A 17,256-nucleotide genomic window follows, 5' to 3' on the forward strand; every position below is an offset into this window, starting at 1 on the left:
GGTCACGGCCATGAACACCACCGAAGAGACGAACAGCGGCCCCGCGCCCCGCACCCTCACCGACCAGGCGCTCTCCCGGATCCTGCGGGACCAGCAGTTCGGCGTACTCGCCGCCGTCCGCTCGACCGGCCATCCGCACCTGTCGACCGTCCTGTACCGATGGGACGACGAGGAGCGCGTCCTTCGGATCTCCTCCACCGCGGACCGGCTCAAGCCCCGCATCCTGCGCGGGAACCCAATGGCCTCCCTGCACGTCGCCGGCGGTGACGTCTGGTCGTTCGCCGTCGCGGAGGGAGTAGCCGAGGTGTCGGAGCCGACCACGGCGGCCGGGGACGAGGTGGGACTCGAACTCCTCTCCCTGACACCCGGCTTCGACGACCCGACGGAGGAACGGGCCTTCCTCGAAGGGGCGGTGGCCGAGCGGCGGGTGGTCATCCGTATCCGGGTGTCGCGCCTCTACGGGACCGCCCTGGACATCACGGCGGCCGGAGAGTGACCCCGTCAGGAGCCGCCCCGGAGAAGCTCCCCTACGACGCGGTGCTGTGCGACCTCGACAACGTGATCCGCTTCTACGACGTGACCCACGTGAACGCCCTGGAACGGGCCGCCGGCCTGGAGGAAGGCACGACCGAGGACATCGCCTACTCCCCCGAGGTCGATCTCCCGCTCCTCCTCGGCCGTGTCACCCTCGACGCCTGGGTCGAGGCCATCGCCCTCCGCCTCGCCGAACGGGTCGGCATGGCGCGGAGCCGGCAGCTCGGCCGGGCTCTGGCGGAGGCGCCCTTCCGGGCGGACGCCGAGGTGGTGGCGATGCTGCGGCGAATTCGCACCCGCATGCCCCTCGTGCTGATCACCAACGCGACGCCCCGGCTGCACGACGATCTCGCCACCCTCGGGCTCACCGGCCTCGCTCACCACGTGGTCAGCAGCGCCGAGGAGGGCGTGGCCAAGCCCGACCCGGCCCTGTACCTGACCGCCGCGGAGCGAGCCGGGGTACCGCCGGGGCGATGTCTCTTCGTGGACGACAGCGCCGAGAACGTCGGCACCGCTCTCGCGCTCGGCATGACCGCCGTCCACTACCGCGAACCGGCCGATCTGTACGGGCCGTTCGAGCTGTACGGGCCGTTCGAGCTCACCCCGACCGGGGGATGAACAGCCCCTTCGCCAGTTGGCCGAAGGCCAGCCCGGCTGCCGCCCTCGCGTCCCCGTACACCTGGTCGGCGCTCTCCCCCGCGTCCATGCGCCGCCAGTTCTCCTCGGCCAGGATGCGGAGTACGGCGATGATCTGCCCCGCCGCGAGCCTCGCCTCCACGGGTGCTCGGCGGTCCAGCGCCTTGGCGAGCGCCTCCTCCGAACGGCCCTGGTAGGCGTACAGCCTGGCGACGAGCGAGGGGGTCCCGTAGAGCAGCCGGTGGAAGGCGAGCACATGCGGGTGGTCGCAGAGTCCGGTCACCGGATCACGGCTGTCCAGGCCAGCCATGAAGTGGTGGCGCAGCGCGTCGAGGGGGGACATGCCGTCCGGCCGGCCGGAGACGATTCGGGCGGCCTCGTCCTCGTGGTCGGCGAACCGGTGCAGGACCAGGTCCTCCTTGGACGGGAAGTACCGGAACAGGGTCGGCTTGGAGATGTCGGCCGCGGCCGCCACCTCGGCCACCGAGACCTTGTCGAAGCCGCGTTCCAGGAACATCGCGATCGCCGCGTCGGACACGGCCTGATAGGTCAGCTGCTTCTTGCGTTCACGCAGGCTGATCTTCTCGGCGGTCACGACCGCGCCTCCCTCGCGATGAGCACCTCGATGCCGTCGAGCACCCGCTCCAGGCCGAACTCGAAGTCGTAGTCGTCCGGGTCCGGTTCACTGAGGGCGCCCGAGGCGAGCAGCCTGGTCAGCGCCGGGTGGCGGACGGGGTCGACGAGCCGGTTCACCGTCCGCTCCCACCGTGCCATCACCTCGTCGACAGAGATGCCCTTCTCCTCCACCGTGGAGGCGATGTCGCTGGTGACGAGGGCCTCGTTCCGTACGAATCCCGAGACCAGGAGGATCACGGAGATCTTCTCGCCCTCGGCCAGCCCGGTGCCTTCCAGCGCCTGCAGCCCCTGCTCCCACCAGGCGACCGAGTGGGGGCTCGCGGGCGGACCGGTGATCGGGATACGCAGGGACCACAGGTTGCGCCGGAACATCCGGCGCTGGGCCCACGCCCACTCGCCGAGCGCCTCCCGCCAGCCCGCCCCGGCCTCCAGGGCACGCAGCGGTTCGGGGGCGCCCATGGCGGCCTCCTGCATGAGGACGTACAGCTCGTCCTTGGCGGAGACGTAGCGGTACAGCGACATCGTGGAGGCGCCCAGCTCCTTGGCGACCCGGCCCATCGAGACCGCGGACACGCCCTCCGAGGACGCCAGCGCCACGGCAGCAGCGACGATCCGGTCCAGGCTCAACCCGGGCTTCGGTCCCTTGACCGGACGGTCACGCAGGCCCCAAGCAGCCTCGATGCTGGCCGGCAGGCCTGTCTCGCCCGGCGCGGACGCACCGTTCTTCTCCGTCATCCGAAGCCACCTTCCCCAGTACCGGCTTGCCACCATCCTAGGTTTGCGTAATGCTTACGCAGTAACGCGTACGCCATACGCAGATGGGGGAACGGTATGAGCACAGCCACGCCCGACGTCATGATCGAGGCGCAGAACCTCACCAAGTCCCACGGCAGAGCGGGCTCGCGGGTCCGCGTCCTGGACGGTGTCGGCCTGACCGTCGCCCGCGGCGGAATCCACGCCCTGCTCGGACCGAACGGTGCGGGCAAGACCACCACCGTGCGGATCCTCGCCACCCTGACCACCGCCGACTCCGGCACGGCCCGTGTCGCCGGGCACGACGTGGTCTCCGAGAGGCGCCAGGTACGCCGGGCCATCAGCCTCACCGGCCAGTTCGCCGCCGTCGACGAGGCACTCACCGGCGAGGAGAACCTGCGGATGATGGCCCGGCTGCACGGACTGAACCGCGCCCGCGCGCGGCAGCGTGCCGATGAACTCCTCACCCGCTTCGACCTCACCGACGCCGCCCGCCGCCAGGCACGTACGTACTCCGGTGGGATGCGGCGGCGCCTCGACCTCGCGGCCGGGCTGGTCGGGTCACCCGAGCCGGGCGTCTTCTTCCTCGACGAACCCACCACCGGACTCGACCCCCGCAGCCGCCGGGAGCTCTGGCAGGTGGTGCGCGACCTCGCGGGGCGGGGCGCCACCGTGCTCCTCACCACCCAGTACCTGGAGGAGGCGGACCAGCTGGCCGGCCGGATCTCCGTACTCACCGAGGGCAGGATCGTCGCCGAGGACACACCCGACGCGCTGAAGGCGCGGGTCTCCGGACACCGCCTCGACCTCGTCCTCACCACCCGCGAGGCCTACCTCCGGCTCGCCACCCGCGCGGTCCACCACTCCCCCGAGACCCTCACGGTCGGCTTCCCCACGGACGGTTCCGCCGCCCACGCCCGCGCCCTGCTCGACGAGATCGACCCGCACCGCACCGACGTCGACCGCTTCACCCTCCACCGGGCGACCCTCGACGACGTGTTCCTCGCCCTCACCACCGAGAAGACGGAGGCACCGGCCCATGTCTGACGCACCAGGAACGCTGACCCACACCGCGGTCATGACCGGCCGCAGCCTGCTCGTCAGCCGGCGCAACATCGACGCGCTCATCACCGCGATGGCGCTGCCGATCATGCTGATGCTGATCTTCGTCTACTTCTTCGGCGGAGCGATCGACACGGGGGCCGACTACGACTCGTACGTCATGTACGTCGTCCCCGGCGTCCTCTTCCTCTGCGCCGGCTTCGGCTCGGCCACGACCGCGGTGGCGGTCAGCGAGGACATGAAGAACGGCATCATCGACCGCTTCCGCTCCCTGGACGTCGCCGGACTCCCGGTCCTGGCCGGTCACGTCGCGGCGAGCACGGTCCGCAACCTGGTCTCCACCGCCCTGGTCTTCGCCGTCGCCCTCCTCATCGGCTTCCGGCCGGCCGCGACCCTCACGGGCTGGCTCGGGGTCGCCGCCGTACTCCTCGCCTACATCGTCGCCCTGTCCTGGACGGCCGCGGCGGTCGGCCTGCTCGCCCGCACACCGGAAGCGGCGAGCGGCTTCACCTTCTTCATGTCCTTCCTGCCCTACCCGAGCAGCGCGTTCGTCCCGGTCGACAGCATGCCCGGCTGGCTCCACGGCTTCGCCGACAACCAGCCGGTCACCCCGGCCATCGAGTCCCTCAGGGGCCTCCTGCTGGACCAGCCGGTGGGCAACACCCCCTGGATCGCCCTGAGCTGGGCGGCCGGGATCCTGCTGGTGGCGGTGGGGCTGTCGGGGGTGCTGTTCAGGAGGCGGACGCGGTGAAGGACGGGCGCGAGGTGACCCACCACCGATAGGCACGGGCCACCTCGTGGAGCGCGGGAGCTGTCGGCATCCCCGGCACCTTCTGCGCGCCAGCCAACGCCAGCTGAACCTGCCGCGCCACTTCGGGAAGCGTGCGCCGGTCCAACGCGCCCTCGGGCTGCTCAAGCGCCAGCGCGCCCCGAATCACATCGGTGTAGACGGACTGCGCCCGCTTGTACTCGAGCAGAACGGGAAGGTCCTCCCGCCAGCCCTGGGTGGCACCCGGCCTGGCCCCCTCCACAGCCGACTGCCAGATCCGGCAGATCCGCTCCTCCTCGTCCGCCTGGTAGCGCATCAGGTGGAGATGCGTCGCCAAGTCGTAGAGAGGATCACCGAACAGGGCGAGTTCCCAGTCGATCGTCCACAGATCGCCGTGCGGGTCGACGATGAAGTTCTCCCGGTGCAGGTCACCGTGGAGCAGGGTGAACGGCCGGGACCCCAGCCCCCGTGCCCGCGTCAGCAGACCCTGCAGCGGAGCACCGCCGACGCCCAGCCGTTCGAAGAGCCCGTGGAACGGAGCGCCGTGCTCCGTATAGACGCGCTCGTGAGTGAACCGGATCAACCCGGCCAGAAAGCCGACACAGTCGCCCTCCTCCGGACGGTCCTCGGCTCGACAGATCCGCTCGACATCGATCTCCTCGGTCTTGATGGCAGCCAACTCGCGAAAAAGTTGGCCGAGTTGGCTGCCATGACGCAAGGAGAGCGGGCGGTTCCCCGGCACACCACCAGTCAGCGTCCGCCCTTCCACGAAGCCCTGCAGCCTGACTCCGGGGGCGACCTCGATGATCTCCGGGATTCTGTGCACCCGTCCCCACAAGGCGGCCAGCAGCACTTCCTCGGAGCGGAAGCACCGGCGGTCATACCAGAACAACCCGGGGCGCGGCTCCCGCACCTTGCCACGCCGCGGCTCCGCTCCCACACCGTCGATCGGCGGAAGCGGAATGACGTACGTCTCGTGGTGGTACCCCTGCAGCGGCCCTTCGATCGCCCGGTCGCGGTACTCCAGCCCGGCCCTCTTCGCCGCCACCCGGCGGACCGGGGACTCAACCTCGACTGTCATCAGGGGCGGCCTCATGGATACGGAACTCAAGAACTGACGAGGAAGATACCTTGCTGATCGCCCGGCACGCGGCAGCTTGACACCGTCGTCACCCGGCTGTTCGCGTGACGCCACACAACGGGCCCCCCTCCGTGGCGCGGTGGTCGAACACCGAGGCGATCAGGAGCCCTCCGGATCGAACGCTCCGAGTATCCGCTCGAGCCGGAGCCCGGTGAACGTGCTGACGCTCACGTCGGCGCCCGCACCGCGGAGCTCGTCGCGTTTACTCCCGTTCTCGGCGTATCCGAGGAATCCGACCTCGGCCTTGCCCGCGGCGATCCGGTCGGCGGCGGAGTCCCCGATCATCAGCGTCTCTTCCGCCTTGGCACCTGTCGACTCCAGCGCACGGTGCAGACAGTCCGGGTCGGGCTTCAGCCGTGCGGGGTTCGCCGTCCGTCCGTGTATGTGCTTGCCGAAGGTGGGGGCCAGCCCCTGGCGTGCCAGGTACGCCACCACCGCACGGGCCGAGTTGTTGGTCGTGACCGCCAGGTCCTTGCCGGCCGCCTCCAGCGCCCGCACGAGCTCGGCCGCACCCACCGTGGGTACCGCCTCCTCCGCGGCCAGGATCTCCTCCTCGGCCGTGAGCAGGTCGTCCAGCGCCGTCAGTAGGGTTTGCTCCTCGGGAAACCGCTTCGACGCCACGATCAGCACGCCCAGCGGATCCCCTCGCACCACTTCGCCGGCCACCAGCGCCGGATCGCGGCCCGACTCCGCCAGCAGCCCGGCGAGCCGTTGAGCCACGTCCGCGCCCCGCCGCCCGGGGAAGAGTCTGCACAGCGGGCCGTCGAAGTCGAAGAGGACGCATGTGGCGGCGACGAGCATGCCGCACGGGTCGGTCACCGGTCGGGTCACAACGCTCCGTCCGTGGGGGGCTCGGGCAGGGGCAGGACACACGCGACGCGGAGACACGACACGTGCGGGAGCGTGAATCCACACCCTCATGGTGCCCACGCTCCCCACGGCAGCATTCCGCGAACCGGGCCTTCCCGTCACCTGTCCAGGTGCAGCTCCGACGCGACGGTGTTCCAGAGACTGTCGAACCACCGTGCGGACTCCGCGACGAAGGCGTCGCCCTGCACGCCTCCCGCTGCGGTGAAGGGAAAGAGCGTCGAGTCGCTCCCCAGCACGTCGAACAGCTCCACCGAGCGTCCATCGATCTCCTCCGTACGCCGGGTGACGGTGTAGTAGGCGAAGAGCGCCTCCGTTCCGTTCAGGAGGTAGACCTTCACCGGCGGGGTGAACGGCAATGCCCTGAATGTCACTTCGACGTCGAGATCACGCGTGCTGCGCAGGGCCAGCAGGTTGTGTCGCAGCGAGGCGCCCTGGACGTTGCGCAGGTCCAGCCAGCGTTCGTGGACCGGCCGTACGTCGCCGGCTTCGTCGGCCGGACGAGGGAAAGCCAATTCGAGATGGCGGCCGGGCAGCAGGATGCGCACCTTGACCGAGCGCGGGACAAGACGGCCGGACCGTATCCGCTGCAAGGGCTCGGCCAGTGCCAGCGCCAGGGACTCGGCCGTCAGGCAGACCGCGTCGATGCGCACATCGGGAGCGTCGAACGCCGCCAGGATGCGTGGCCCAAGACCGGCCGCCGTCTGCTGAGGCGCTTGGCCGTCCGTCGCGCGCGGGGACGGCAGCTGACCCGCCACACGAGGTGGCGCCCCCCTGGTCACGTCGGTGAGCAGGCCCTCCGCCTTGAGGTGGCCCAGCGCGCGCCTGACCGCGCCGCGCCGGACTCCGAACTCTCGCTCGAGCTCGGCCTGGGTCGGCATATGGTCACCGGCTCGCAGTTCACCGTCTCGGATACGCCCCCGCAGAATGTCGGCCACATCTTCGGAGGAGAGACTTCCGGCGTCGTTCATCGCTGTGCGCTCATGGGTCACAACAGGACGTTACAACTTCCCGCCATCTAAAGGAACATGTTGTCGCGTTGGTTACGAACACTTACCAACAGGGGACACTGATAAGAGAGTTGGTAGCCAACTTTACCAACATACCTTGAATGTAAGCCAGTTCACCGCCGCCCCGTCCAACGCCGTACGGGCACGGCTCGCGCATCGGCCGCTTCCGGAGCTTTGGCTCCCCACCTCCTCAGGAGGGTCCGCCATGCCATTCGTCATCTTCGTCGTCGAGCGCTACCTGGAATGGAAATTCGGCGTCATGAGCACCTTCGCAGCCTCCCTGCTGGTGGGAGGCCTGAAGTCCGGCAGCGAGCAGTGCACCACCGCCGGTGCGGTGCTCCTCGTCGTTCTCGTCGTGGGGACCGCTCTCTGACCTCTCAGAACACATCCGGGCACCACGCACGCCGTGGCGCCCGGAAGACCGCGTCCGCCGTCGCGGACGCGGCCGCCCTGTGCTCGTCCAGGCGCCCCAGGGCGGCGAGCCGCAGCGCCGATTCGTCGCCCAGGTAGAGGCAGGCGAGATCGGCGACGTCCAGGGTGAGATCGGCAGACCGTGTCGTGGGGACGCACGAGGCTCCGGAGGGTGACACCTCCAGCAGGAAACGGCCACCCGCGAGCCCGGCGGCGTCCCGCACCTCCAGGACCAGCGAGCCCACGGCCGTGTACGTACGAGCCTCCAGCGCCCGGGGCACGTCCAGCAGGCGCAGCCACAGGAAGTCCGCGTGGGTCACGACACGGGCGGCCCTGGGGTCGGGGAGGAAGTGCGGCAGCAGATCGTCCGGGGCGCGGAAGCCCGTGCGAACCGTGGTGATCCAGTCGATGGAGCAGAGGTACGTCCACAGCGCGCGTTCCGCCGCCGGGGTCACGCCGGTCATGCGGACGACCTTGGCCGTGTTGAGCGGCTGCTTGCCGTCGCCCCAGTGGCCGTCGGCGCGGTAGGTCAGCAGCCCGTCCACCGAACCGTCCGGCGCCCGGTACACCGCGTGGAACGGTTCCTTCCACGTCTCGAACGCCGGTACCTCCAGCCCGGTCGCGCGGTGCCACCACCGCTCGTCGCGGGAGACCACCCCGTGCTGCCGGGCCGCCAGCCGGTTGTGGAGCTCCGGCCCGAGCTTGCGTACGTCCGCCCCGTCGACCAGGTCGATCCGGCCGCCGTCCGCCTCGTCGGGCACCCTCGCACGGGGGTCCAGGCCGGCCCTCGGGACGTCGATCTCCCACTCCGTGGTCCAGCTGGCCGGGCCGAATCCGTACCGCCCGTAGATCGGGTACTCCGCCGCGATCAGCGAGGAGACCACGTCGCCCCGCTCCTTCGCCGCCGCCAGGTCCACGGCCATCATCCGGCTGAGGAGACCCCGGCGGCGGTGCGTCGGGGTCACCGTCACGGCGGTGACCGCGTCGGCCGGGATCCTCGCCCCGCCGACGACGGTCAACTCCTGGGCGAACGAGCGGAAGGTGGCCACGCATCGCCCGTCCTCGAACACCCCCTGGGTGCGGCCGAGATCCACCTGAGCGAGCCGCACCTCGACCTCCTCCTCCGGGACGGGCGCCGGCGGACGCAGGAACCCGGTGCCCACGGCCCGCAGCCAGTCGGGGAACTCGGCGGCGGAGACGGTGCGCGGATCAAGGCTCATGGGTCCACGCTAGGCGGGCAGATCGTCCGATGTCGCATAGATATCCCGCCGCCGCACCCGGGGCCCTCAGAACGCCGCCCGGATCCCGCCCACCTCCGCCGCCCCTCCCAGCAGCGGGGCACGCCCGATGCGGGACACGACCGGGCTGTCCACGCCCAGCAGCCCAAGCGCGCGGGCCAGCACCGGGCCCAGGGCACGGGTGGAGCCGTCGTCGATCTTGAAGGCCAAAGCCCGCCCGTCCGGGAGCGCCACCGCCTGCACCGCCTCGGCCCCCATCTTGGAGAGCGCGCCCGGCACCTCCCGCATCAGCCAGGTGTCCGGCCGCCGGGTGCCGGCAACGTACTCCGGGTGCGCCCGCATCGCGTCGGCGACCCGGCGTTCCGCCGTGCCCGGCTCCGCCAGCACGAACGACCGGAAGGCGCGGGCCAGGCCCACCAGGCCGATCGCCATCAGCGGGGCGCCGCAGCCGTCCGTGCCGATCGCCGCCACCGGTTCGCCCGCCGCCTCGGCGACGACCTCGCCGACGAGCCGCTGGAGCGGGTGGGACGGGTCGAGATAGGTGGCGGTGTCCCAGCCGTTGCGCAGGCAGACCGCGAGCATCGCCGCGTGCTTGCCGGAGCAGTTCATGGTGAGCGGTTCCCGCACGCCGCCCGCCGCGAGGTACGACTCGGCCTCGACCGGGTCGAGCGGCAGGTCGGGCGGGGTCTGCAGGTCATCAGGCTTCAGCCCGTGCTCGGCGAGCATCGTGCGCACCAGGTCGAGGTGGAAGGCCTCGCCCGAGTGGCTCGCGGCGGCCAGCGCCAGCCGCTGCCCCGACAGATCCAGCCCGGCCCGCAGGATCGCCGCGGCCTGCATCGGCTTGTTGGACGACCGCGGGAAGACCGGGCTCGCCGGGTCGCCGAGGGCGAGTTCGATGCTCCCGTCGGCCGCCAGGACGACCAGCGACCCCCGATGGTGGCCCTCGGTGAAGCCGGACCGTACGACCTCGGCCAGGACCGGGAGCTCGGGGGACGCGGAGGTGGATATGGAGGAGGTCATGCTGGTGGGCGGCCTTCCGGTGACGGGCGTGACCCGCCCCCGGAAGGGTCGCTTCAGGCGAGCAGGTCCTCTACTTGTGCTTCTCCGTCACGGTACCTGCGGGCGATCTCCGCGCTGCAGTCGTCCACCGTCCGCTGGAGCCGGCTCCGGCGCCGGGAGACCTGCTGTTCGTAGCGGACGAGCCGCCCCATGGCGGTGAGGAGCTCTTCGTCCGTCCGGGCGTCGAGGTCGGAGAGTTCGACCTCGGCGAGCGTGTCCGCGGCCAGCTGCCGGTACTCGTCGCTGCGCGGCGTGGTCAGCGTGACGTGCCGCACCGAGGAGCGGTGCACGGACGGGGTGTCGGCCAGGATCTCCGACAGCCGGTCCACGACGGGCGACTCGGGGTCCACCCTCCGGGCGAGCTCCGCCCGCAGGATGTCGATGCGCCCCTGCACCAGGCGTCGTACGTAGCTGAGATCGGCCTCGTCGCGCTGCGCGTCACGGCGCAGGGTGCGCAGTTCCGGTAGCCGCAGTCCGCCGAATTCGGGCTGCGGACGCACCGAGGCCAGTCCTGCGGCCGTGGCACCTCCGGTCTGGCCCGGAACGCACACCGCCCCCGGCAGGTGCGCGGGCAGCGGGGTGGGCGGCTGGCCGGCCGCCGCGACCGTCCGCTGCACGGGCGGCCGCGGGCCGGTGGATGTACGTGTCACTGGTACGGCGCCGGGTGAAGGCCCGGTTCCCTGTGTCGTCATGATGTTCCGTCCCCTCGACCGGTGCGTCGGCACACCGACATCGTGCATGGTGCCACTACGGAGGGTGTTCACGCAGGTGCTCTGTACCCGTTCAGCCCAAGATAGGTTGGTCTGTATGCGTGCAGTGATACAGAGAGTGGACGGCGCGAGCGTCGTCGTGGCAGGCGCTTCGGACGATCCCTCGGGGAGCGGGACGGTCGGCGAGATCGTCGGCGAGGGACTGTGTGTGCTGGTGGGGGTCACTCACGGCGACACCCCGGAGAAGGCCGCGCAGCTCGCCCGGAAGCTGTGGACCCTGCGGATTCTCGAAGGCGAGAAGTCCTGCTCGGACGTGAATGCACCGCTTTTGGTCATTTCTCAGTTCACCCTCTACGGGGACGCCAGGAAGGGCCGCCGGCCCACCTGGAACGCGGCGGCCCCCGGCGACGTCGCCGAGCCGCTGGTCGACGAGGTGGTCGCGCAGCTGCGCGCGCTCGGCGCCCAGGTGGAGACGGGCCGGTTCGGGGCGGACATGCGCGTCACGCTCACGAATCACGGCCCGTTCACCGTGCTGGTCGAGGTGTAGAAGGCCTCTCGCCGAGGGGCTTCTCTCCCGACAGGACTACGGTTCGACGACCGTCTCCTGCGCCGCCGCGGTGTCGCCCGCGATCAGCTCCGCGTCCACGGCGACGTTCCGCTTCACCAGCGCCAGGGCGATCGGGCCCAGCTCGTGGTGGCGGGCCGAGGTGGTCACGAAGCCGAGCTGGCGGCCCTCCTCGCCGTCCGCGGCGAGCCGGACCGGGGTCCCGTGACCGGGGAGGTGGACCTCGCTGCCGTCGAGGTGCAGGAAGACCAGGCGGCGCGGCGGCTTCCCCAGGTTGTGGACACGGGCGACCGTCTCCTGCCCCCGGTAGCACCCCTTCTGGAGGTGCACGGCGGTGCCGATCCAGCCCAGCTCGTGCGGGATGGTCCGGTGGTCGGTCTCGAAGCCGAGGCGCGGGCGGTGTGCCTCGACCCGCAGCGCCTCGTAGGCCAGGATCCCGGCGGCCGGGCCGTTCGCGGCGGCGTACGCCTCCAGCTCGGCCCGTGGCAGGAACACGTCCCGGCCGTGGGCCGTCTCCCGCACGGCGGCGCCCTCCGGTACCTCGGCGATGGAACCGGCCGGCAGGTGCACCACGGCGAAGTCCTCGGTGCGGTCGGCGACCTCCACCCGGTAGAAGAACTTCATCGACTCGAGGTACGCGATCAGCTCGCCCTGGGTCCCCGGCTCGGCGTGCATCCACACCGTCGTACCGTCGTCGACCAGGTAGAGGGCGTGCTCGATGTGCCCGTTGGCGGAGAGGATCAGCGCCTCGGTCGCCTGGTGCGGCGCGAGATCGCTGACGTGCTGGGTGAGCAGCAGATGCAGCCAGGACAGCCGGTCGTCGCCGGTGACGGTGACGACCGCGCGGTGCGAGAGGTCGACGAAGCCGCTGCCGTCGGCGAGTGCGCGTTGCTCACGGAACAGGTCGCCGTAGTGGGCGGCGACTCCTTCGTCGCGCCCCTCGGCGGGGACGGCGCCGGGCAGGGACAGCAGGGGGCTCTTCATGCGACCAGCGTACGACTCGTACGGGACGGACTACCGCCCGCCGGCGGTTCCTTCCGGCGCCTCGTCGCGGGCGGCCCCGGCCGTGCAGCCGGCGCAGCGCCCGAAGATCGCGAAGTGCTTCATGTCGGTCTCGAAACCGAAGGTGTCCCGCAGCTTCGCCGTGAACTCGGCGACGACGTCCACATCGGCCTCGATGACGTCCGCGCAGTCCCGGCAGACGAGGTGGATGTGGTGGTGCCGGTCGGCGAGGTGGTACGTCGGGGCACCGTGCCCGAGGTGGGCGTGGCTGACGAGCCCGAGCTCCTCCAGGAGCTCCAGGGTCCGGTAGACCGTGGAGATGTTCACGCCCGACGCCGTCCTGCGCACCTCGCCGAGGATGTCGTCGGGGGTCGCGTGCTCCAGGGTGTCCACTGCCTCCAGCACGAGCTGGCGCTGAGGCGTGAGCCGGTAGCCGCGCTGCCGGAGATCGGTCTTCCAGTCGGTGCTCACCACAGCCCCAGTGTAGAGCGGGGTGAGCACCCGGCCGGGCGGCCTACTTGAAGAACGCGATGCCGTCGTCCGGCAGATCCCCGAGGCCCCTCGCCATCTCGGCGACCTCCTCCGGGGTGACGACCTTCTTCAGGTGCGCCGACATGTACGGCCGCAGCTCGACGTCCGGGGTGGCCTTCTCGCCGACCCACATGAGGTCGCTGTTCACATAGCCGTAGAGCCGCTTGCCGCCGCTGTACGGGCCGGAGGCCGCCGTACGGGCCACCGCGTCGGTGGCGACGTCGATCTGCGGCTTCTGCTTGGCCAGCTCGCCGTACCAGACCTCGACGATGCCCTGGTCACGGACCATGACGATCTCGACCTTGCGGTCCTTGTCGATGCGCCAGTAGCCGGACTCGGACTCGAGCGGCTTGACCTGCTTGCCCTCGGAGTCGAGCACCCAGGAGTGCGAGACGTACTCGAGGAAGTCACGGCCGTCGTGGCTGAAGGTCACTTCCTGGCCGAAGTTGCACTTCTCGGCGCCGGGGAAGTCGGAGACGCCCGCACCCGCCCAGTTGCCCAGGAGGAAGGCCAGCGGCACGAGGTCCGGGTGGAGGTCGGACGGAATCTCGATCATGAGCGGCTCAGACGATCTGTGAGGGTGTACGGGAGGTGTTCGGCGAGGGTCAGCGCTGGCCCTGGTACAGCTTCTTCACGGTCACGGCGGCGAAGGCGAGCACGCCGACGCAGACCAGGACCAGCAGGGCGGAGAAGAAAGCCTCAAGCACGGGAGCTCCTCGGTACGAACGGTATGACGGCAGCATGCGGCCGGGCCCCCAGCCTAATGGGTGGGGGCCCGGGACGGCGGCCCGGGGTTTCGCCCCGGGCCGGTCGGTTCAGCCCAGGAGCTGGTCCTGGAGGACGAGCGTCTGGTGGAAGGGGACCGTTTCCGTACCCGCCTTCCCCTCGCGGCTGTGGACGACCAGGGCGAGGGTGTCCCCGGCGACCACGTACGCGTGACGCACCTGTCCGGCTCCGAAGGGCTCCGCCTCCGCGTACGCGCGCACGGTGGTGTTCTCCGCCCGGGTCTCCGAAGTCCAGTCCTCGTCGAAGGCGAGTTCGCCCGTCCCGGCAGGCGGGAAGGGCAGGGAGCCACCGTTGTCGAAGAGGCTGTCGTGGAAGGCCGTGGAGTACGCCACCGAGTTGAACTGGAGCAGGTAGACCCTGGAGGAGGTGCCGTCCGGCATGGTCCAACCGCGCGCGGCGATGTGCCGCAGGGCGGAGTCCTTCAGGAACTGGCTGACGGTGGCCCGGTCGTCCTTGCCGTACTCGGCGGCGTAGTGGGCGATGTCGGTCCAGCCTCCGTCGAGCTCCTTGTCCACGGTGGCACCGGCGGGTGCGGGAAGCAGCAGCCGCCGCAGGTCCGCGTGGTGGACCTCCGCCTGGTTGTGGTCGCTGTACGGGCGAGGGGCGTCGGCAGGCAGGGCGGGCAGCGTGAGCGCCGGGTAGTCCCAGCGGCCGTCGTCCTGCGTGGAGAGCCCTGGCACGTCGGTGCGCTTCATCGAGGTGATCCCGGCGACCGCGCCCACCCCGAGCCCGCCCATGACGAGCACGGCGGCCGTCCAGCGCAGGGCGGCACGCAGGGCCCGGTTCGGCAGGCGGGGCGAGGCGGGTTCGGGGGCGGTCGCCTCGGGGGCAACGTCCGCCGCCGGGACCACCGGCGGATCCTGCGGGGCCGGCGGGAGGGTGGCCGTGGCGGCGGGAACGGCCGGGCCGGACGTTCCGCCCGTCTGCTCGGTCATATGTACTCCCCCGGGGACTCGATGTGCTCCAGCTGGTCCTTCAGCAGTTCGGCGACGGCCGCCTTGTCGACGGGTTCGATGCCGGTGGCCCGGTAGGAGATGCTCAGCTCGCCGTCGTACGCCGAGCACAGCATCTGCTCGATGTCGCTGTCGCCGTCCTTGGGCTGCAGATAGCAGGACGCCTGGCGGGTGTGGCCTTTGATCTTCGGACCGTCGCGGAAGACCCCGACGAGATCGAACAGGCCCGTCCGGAGGGTATGGAGGTCCCGCACGGCCTTCTTGTCCTTCATCCGGACGACCGTGGCGTGCACCTCCAGGTCGTTGTCGTCGGAGACGTACGACCGGATGCCGAGCCCTTGGAGCCGGAGCTTGTCGATCCGCTTCTCGTACTCCCGGCGCTCCTTGCCTGCCAGCCCGCTGGACGCCTTCATCGCGGCGGCGGCCCGCTCACCGTCGACCTCGTCGTCGTTGCCGTACTCCCCGTCGTCGGATCCGAGCCTGTATCCCTTGGGCACGGGGAGCAGCAGCTTGCTCAGCTCGCTGTCCGTCCGGCCACGACTCGCGTCCGGCGCGGGGTCCTTGCCGGGCTCGCGGTCGGACACCTTCCACACGGTGGTCTCCACCGTGCGGTCGGCGCCGTCCACCGTGACCTTCGTGTACGCGGCGGCGCTCCCCACGGCGGCCAGCACCAGTACGAAGGGGAGCGCGGTGACCAGGACGCGCCGGGCCCTGCCGGAGCGCACGGGTGCGGCCGGAACCGCATCGGCGTCCGGAGCCTCGTCGGTTTCCGGGGTCGCTGGAGTGTGCATGGTCCCGGCGGTTGTTTCCGCTGCCTCGGAGGAGTCCGGGAGCGGTGCCGTGCCGGAGGGCTCGGCGTGGTTCATGTCGTTCACACGCGCTCCAGCTGTCGCTCGGCCAGCGTCCGGATGTCCTTCTTGCTGATCGGCCGGGTGTCGTACAGATCGATCTCGATCATGATGTCGCCGCGGTGCATGACTGCCCTGGCCTGGTACGAGGGCAGGTAACCGGGCTCCCGGTCGACGTCGTAGATGTAGTAGCGGCCCTCGCCGCTGCCCTTGACCAGGTCGCCTTCGTTGCCCGCGTAGTCGTCCCCGGCCATGTAGGACCGCTGACCCGCGGCATAGTCCTCGGCCATGACCTCGACCCCGGCGGAGAACTGGACGAGGGTGATCGTCGCCTGGCGGTGCTCACCCTTCTTCCACGCGGCTCCCGCCACACGGCGGATGTCGGACTCGAGGAAGTACTCGAGCATGTGTCCCTCGTCCTTGTAGCCCCGTGCCAGATCACCCACGGTCATCCAGCCGTCGTTCAGCCAGTCGGCGTCCTTGTCCTCGCTCCAGCCCGCCGGGCGGTCGAGCAGCAGTTTGCGCAGGTCACCGTCTGTCCTGACCTGATGGTCCTGCGAGGCCGGCAGCGGCGGCGGAACCTTGCCGGCCGGAAGCGGCTTCGCCGGGTAGGCCAGCTCCGCCTGCGACAGCGCGGGCAGTGGCGTGGGCGGCCGCTCCGCCTGGATCCCGTACCCGACCGCGGTGCCGGCCGAGATGCCGAGCAGTGCCGCGGCGGCGATGATCAGCGCCGTACGCCCGCGAGGACGCATGCTCCCTGGCGCCACGGGCGGCTCGGCGGGCACGCCGGAGGTGGCGTCGTTCTCTTCCAAAGGGGTCCCCCCAAGAGACCTGAAGCGCGGATTCCCTTATCCGCGCACACAACTGACTCACAGGTCACAGGAGAGGTTGCACGGCCGAGGATTACAGTTCGGCACATGTCGAAGAAGCTCGTGATCAAGGTGACCGCCGGGGCCGACGCAGCCGAGCGCTGCTCGCAGGCCTTCACCGTGGCGGCCGTGGCCGTCGCCAGCGGCGTGGAGGTCTCGCTGTGGCTGACCGGCGAATCCGCGTGGTTCGCCCTGCCCGGACGCGCCGCCGAGTTCGAACTGCCGCACTCCGCACCGCTGCCGGACCTGATCGAGTCGATCATGGCCGGCGGGGGCATCACGCTCTGCACCCAGTGCGCGGCCCGGCGCGACATCACCGAGAAGGACGTCCTGGAGGGCGTACGGATCGCCGGCGCCCAGGTGTTCGTGCAGGAGGCCATGGCGGACGGCACCCAGGCCCTCGTCTACTGACCCCCTGACCCCTGCCAACGACGCGCCGGGGCGTCCTACCGGCGGCGGTTCCGGCCGTCCAGCTCGTCCCACCAGGCGTCCGACTGCGGGTCGCCGGTGGGCTGTTCCCGTGCCGTGCGGGGCCGGGAACCCCGCACCGGGGCACTCGCTCCGGAGGAGCCGTCCGTCCCTGTGGGCCGGTCGTCCGTTCCCGCGGGCCGGTCGGGCCGGGACTTCGGGGGCGTCCGCTCGGGGTCGTCCCACCAGCGGTCCTCGGGCCCCCGGCGGTTGGCCACGATCGCCGCGACGGGCGGGATGACCATGGCGACGACGCACATCGCCACCGCGGCCGGTACGGACCACAGGCGCACGAAGGCCCACGCGGAGACGAAGAGAAGCAGGCATCCGCCCATCATCATGAAATAGACGCGCCTACGGCGGGCGTACATGAGTCCAGCGTAGAACTGCCCTGCGCCCGGCTGCATG

General features: G+C 70.7%; 22 protein-coding genes. 7 read left to right on the forward strand and 15 right to left on the reverse strand.

All coding sequences use genetic code 11. The features are described 5' to 3' along the window. The first annotated feature begins 10 nt into the window (after positions 1-10). Together ACGFNN_RS15505 and ACGFNN_RS15510 are read left to right on the forward strand one after the other, a co-directional pair. Positions 11-496, forward strand: coding sequence for a pyridoxamine 5'-phosphate oxidase family protein (locus ACGFNN_RS15505; RefSeq protein ID WP_393556076.1), 486 nt, complete (start codon positions 11-13; stop codon positions 494-496). Then, positions 493-1,152 (forward strand): HAD family hydrolase, encoded by a 660-nt coding sequence (locus ACGFNN_RS15510; protein ID WP_393556078.1) that lies wholly within the window; start codon positions 493-495, stop codon positions 1,150-1,152. The genes ACGFNN_RS15505 and ACGFNN_RS15510 overlap by 4 nt, the downstream gene beginning before the upstream one ends. On the opposite strand, the gene ACGFNN_RS15515 is transcribed toward ACGFNN_RS15510, so the two are convergent. Together ACGFNN_RS15515 and ACGFNN_RS15520 are read right to left on the reverse strand one after the other, a co-directional pair. Continuing rightward, positions 1,133-1,765 carry a TetR/AcrR family transcriptional regulator gene (locus tag ACGFNN_RS15515; protein WP_393556080.1) on the reverse strand — a complete coding sequence of 211 codons (633 nt, stop codon included), beginning with the start codon at positions 1,763-1,765 and terminating at the stop codon, positions 1,133-1,135. The two genes, ACGFNN_RS15510 and ACGFNN_RS15515, sit on opposite strands and share 20 nt — an antisense overlap. Continuing rightward, entirely contained in the window at positions 1,762-2,541 is a 780-nt protein-coding gene (locus ACGFNN_RS15520) for a TetR/AcrR family transcriptional regulator C-terminal domain-containing protein (RefSeq protein WP_393556082.1), read from the reverse strand. Before ACGFNN_RS15520 ends, ACGFNN_RS15515 begins: the two co-directional genes overlap by 4 nt. 96 nt (positions 2,542-2,637) lie before the next feature. Here ACGFNN_RS15520 and ACGFNN_RS15525 point away from each other — a divergent pair, with 96 nt between their 5' ends. Both ACGFNN_RS15525 and ACGFNN_RS15530 read left to right on the forward strand, forming a co-directional pair. Next, complete coding sequence (locus ACGFNN_RS15525) at positions 2,638-3,606, forward strand: ATP-binding cassette domain-containing protein (protein ID WP_393556084.1); 969 nt, start codon at positions 2,638-2,640, stop codon at positions 3,604-3,606. Continuing rightward, a complete protein-coding gene (locus ACGFNN_RS15530) occupies positions 3,599-4,372 on the forward strand; it encodes an ABC transporter permease (RefSeq protein ID WP_393556086.1) in 774 nt (257 codons plus the stop codon). Before ACGFNN_RS15525 ends, ACGFNN_RS15530 begins: the two co-directional genes overlap by 8 nt. Here ACGFNN_RS15530 and ACGFNN_RS15535 read toward each other — a convergent pair. The 3 genes from ACGFNN_RS15535 to ACGFNN_RS15545 form a co-directional block, all read right to left on the reverse strand. Continuing rightward, on the reverse strand, positions 4,353-5,471 hold the full coding sequence (locus tag ACGFNN_RS15535; protein WP_393556088.1) for a phosphotransferase: 1,119 nt from the start codon (positions 5,469-5,471) through the stop codon (positions 4,353-4,355). The two genes, ACGFNN_RS15530 and ACGFNN_RS15535, sit on opposite strands and share 20 nt — an antisense overlap. 159 nt (positions 5,472-5,630) lie before the next feature. Then, positions 5,631-6,362, reverse strand: a complete 732-nt coding sequence (locus tag ACGFNN_RS15540) for an HAD family hydrolase (protein WP_393556090.1) — start codon at positions 6,360-6,362, stop codon at positions 5,631-5,633. A 137-nt stretch (positions 6,363-6,499) separates the two neighbouring features. Beyond that, entirely contained in the window at positions 6,500-7,390 is an 891-nt protein-coding gene (locus tag ACGFNN_RS15545; protein WP_393556092.1) for a GntR family transcriptional regulator, read from the reverse strand. A 223-nt stretch (positions 7,391-7,613) separates the two neighbouring features. Here ACGFNN_RS15545 and ACGFNN_RS15550 point away from each other — a divergent pair, with 223 nt between their 5' ends. After that, positions 7,614-7,781, forward strand: a complete 168-nt coding sequence (locus ACGFNN_RS15550; RefSeq protein WP_181011346.1) for a hypothetical protein — start codon at positions 7,614-7,616, stop codon at positions 7,779-7,781. A gap of 4 nt (positions 7,782-7,785) precedes the next feature. Here the strand turns inward: ACGFNN_RS15550 and ACGFNN_RS15555 are convergent, their stop codons facing one another. From ACGFNN_RS15555 to ACGFNN_RS15565, 3 genes are all read right to left on the reverse strand, one after another. Beyond that, positions 7,786-9,039 (reverse strand): GNAT family N-acetyltransferase, encoded by a 1,254-nt coding sequence (locus ACGFNN_RS15555; RefSeq protein WP_393556094.1) that lies wholly within the window; start codon positions 9,037-9,039, stop codon positions 7,786-7,788. Positions 9,040-9,105: 66 nt separating this feature from the next. Beyond that, entirely contained in the window at positions 9,106-10,077 is a 972-nt protein-coding gene (locus ACGFNN_RS15560) for an asparaginase (RefSeq protein WP_393556096.1), read from the reverse strand. A gap of 53 nt (positions 10,078-10,130) precedes the next feature. Next, positions 10,131-10,808, reverse strand: a complete 678-nt coding sequence (locus ACGFNN_RS15565) for an ABC transporter substrate-binding protein (protein WP_362547958.1) — start codon at positions 10,806-10,808, stop codon at positions 10,131-10,133. 115 nt (positions 10,809-10,923) lie between these two features. Between ACGFNN_RS15565 and dtd the strand changes: the two genes are divergently transcribed. Further along, positions 10,924-11,373 (forward strand): D-aminoacyl-tRNA deacylase, encoded by a 450-nt coding sequence (gene dtd, locus ACGFNN_RS15570; protein ID WP_393556098.1) that lies wholly within the window; start codon positions 10,924-10,926, stop codon positions 11,371-11,373. 36 nt (positions 11,374-11,409) lie between these two features. Here dtd and ACGFNN_RS15575 read toward each other — a convergent pair whose 3' ends face one another. From ACGFNN_RS15575 to ACGFNN_RS15600, 6 genes are all read right to left on the reverse strand, one after another. Beyond that, positions 11,410-12,375 (reverse strand): YgfZ/GcvT domain-containing protein, encoded by a 966-nt coding sequence (locus tag ACGFNN_RS15575; RefSeq protein WP_393556099.1) that lies wholly within the window; start codon positions 12,373-12,375, stop codon positions 11,410-11,412. 30 nt (positions 12,376-12,405) lie between these two features. Next, entirely contained in the window at positions 12,406-12,867 is a 462-nt protein-coding gene (locus ACGFNN_RS15580; RefSeq protein ID WP_393556101.1) for a Fur family transcriptional regulator, read from the reverse strand. Positions 12,868-12,907: 40 nt separating this feature from the next. Continuing rightward, the gene (locus tag ACGFNN_RS15585; RefSeq protein WP_393556103.1) at positions 12,908-13,480 is read right to left on the reverse strand and encodes an FABP family protein; all 573 of its coding nucleotides are present in this window, start codon (positions 13,478-13,480) and stop codon (positions 12,908-12,910) included. A gap of 259 nt (positions 13,481-13,739) precedes the next feature. Beyond that, positions 13,740-14,645 carry a hypothetical protein gene (locus ACGFNN_RS15590; protein ID WP_393556105.1) on the reverse strand — a complete coding sequence of 302 codons (906 nt, stop codon included), beginning with the start codon at positions 14,643-14,645 and terminating at the stop codon, positions 13,740-13,742. Further along, positions 14,642-15,538 carry a hypothetical protein gene (locus ACGFNN_RS15595; protein ID WP_393556107.1) on the reverse strand — a complete coding sequence of 299 codons (897 nt, stop codon included), beginning with the start codon at positions 15,536-15,538 and terminating at the stop codon, positions 14,642-14,644. The genes ACGFNN_RS15590 and ACGFNN_RS15595 overlap by 4 nt, the downstream gene beginning before the upstream one ends. After that, positions 15,535-16,323: a hypothetical protein gene (locus tag ACGFNN_RS15600; RefSeq protein WP_393556109.1), complete on the reverse strand. Its 789-nt coding sequence runs from the start codon at positions 16,321-16,323 to the stop codon at positions 15,535-15,537. Before ACGFNN_RS15600 ends, ACGFNN_RS15595 begins: the two co-directional genes overlap by 4 nt. A 105-nt stretch (positions 16,324-16,428) precedes the next feature. Between ACGFNN_RS15600 and ACGFNN_RS15605 the strand changes: the two genes are divergently transcribed. After that, a complete protein-coding gene (locus tag ACGFNN_RS15605) occupies positions 16,429-16,791 on the forward strand; it encodes a DsrE family protein (RefSeq protein ID WP_393556111.1) in 363 nt (120 codons plus the stop codon). Between the two features lie 35 nt (positions 16,792-16,826). Here the strand turns inward: ACGFNN_RS15605 and ACGFNN_RS15610 are convergent, their stop codons facing one another. Continuing rightward, the gene (locus ACGFNN_RS15610) at positions 16,827-17,219 is read right to left on the reverse strand and encodes a DUF3099 domain-containing protein (RefSeq protein ID WP_393556113.1); all 393 of its coding nucleotides are present in this window, start codon (positions 17,217-17,219) and stop codon (positions 16,827-16,829) included. Between the last annotated feature and the right edge of the window lie 37 nt (positions 17,220-17,256).

This window comes from Streptomyces sp. NPDC048590, assembly GCF_043199535.1.
In the GTDB taxonomy this organism is placed as follows: Bacteria; Actinomycetota; Actinomycetes; order Streptomycetales; family Streptomycetaceae; genus Streptomyces.

Excerpts from the sequence above, each read along its gene's own strand:
- ACGFNN_RS15505 (WP_393556076.1), top strand. The coding sequence starts at position 11 with ATGAACACCACCGAAGAGACGAACAGCGGCCCCGCGCCCCGCACCCTC.
- ACGFNN_RS15520 (WP_393556082.1), bottom strand. The coding sequence starts at position 2,541 with ATGACGGAGAAGAACGGTGCGTCCGCGCCGGGCGAGACAGGCCTGCCG.
- ACGFNN_RS15525 (WP_393556084.1), top strand. The coding sequence starts at position 2,638 with ATGAGCACAGCCACGCCCGACGTCATGATCGAGGCGCAGAACCTCACC.
- ACGFNN_RS15530 (WP_393556086.1), top strand. The coding sequence starts at position 3,599 with ATGTCTGACGCACCAGGAACGCTGACCCACACCGCGGTCATGACCGGC.
- ACGFNN_RS15535 (WP_393556088.1), bottom strand. The coding sequence starts at position 5,471 with ATGACAGTCGAGGTTGAGTCCCCGGTCCGCCGGGTGGCGGCGAAGAGG.
- ACGFNN_RS15550 (WP_181011346.1), top strand. The coding sequence starts at position 7,614 with ATGCCATTCGTCATCTTCGTCGTCGAGCGCTACCTGGAATGGAAATTC.
- ACGFNN_RS15555 (WP_393556094.1), bottom strand. The coding sequence starts at position 9,039 with ATGAGCCTTGATCCGCGCACCGTCTCCGCCGCCGAGTTCCCCGACTGG.
- ACGFNN_RS15560 (WP_393556096.1), bottom strand. The coding sequence starts at position 10,077 with ATGACCTCCTCCATATCCACCTCCGCGTCCCCCGAGCTCCCGGTCCTG.
- ACGFNN_RS15565 (WP_362547958.1), bottom strand. The coding sequence starts at position 10,808 with ATGACGACACAGGGAACCGGGCCTTCACCCGGCGCCGTACCAGTGACA.
- dtd (WP_393556098.1), top strand. The coding sequence starts at position 10,924 with ATGCGTGCAGTGATACAGAGAGTGGACGGCGCGAGCGTCGTCGTGGCA.
- ACGFNN_RS15575 (WP_393556099.1), bottom strand. The coding sequence starts at position 12,375 with ATGAAGAGCCCCCTGCTGTCCCTGCCCGGCGCCGTCCCCGCCGAGGGG.
- ACGFNN_RS15585 (WP_393556103.1), bottom strand. The coding sequence starts at position 13,480 with ATGATCGAGATTCCGTCCGACCTCCACCCGGACCTCGTGCCGCTGGCC.
- ACGFNN_RS15590 (WP_393556105.1), bottom strand. The coding sequence starts at position 14,645 with ATGACCGAGCAGACGGGCGGAACGTCCGGCCCGGCCGTTCCCGCCGCC.
- ACGFNN_RS15605 (WP_393556111.1), top strand. The coding sequence starts at position 16,429 with ATGTCGAAGAAGCTCGTGATCAAGGTGACCGCCGGGGCCGACGCAGCC.
- ACGFNN_RS15610 (WP_393556113.1), bottom strand. The coding sequence starts at position 17,219 with ATGTACGCCCGCCGTAGGCGCGTCTATTTCATGATGATGGGCGGATGC.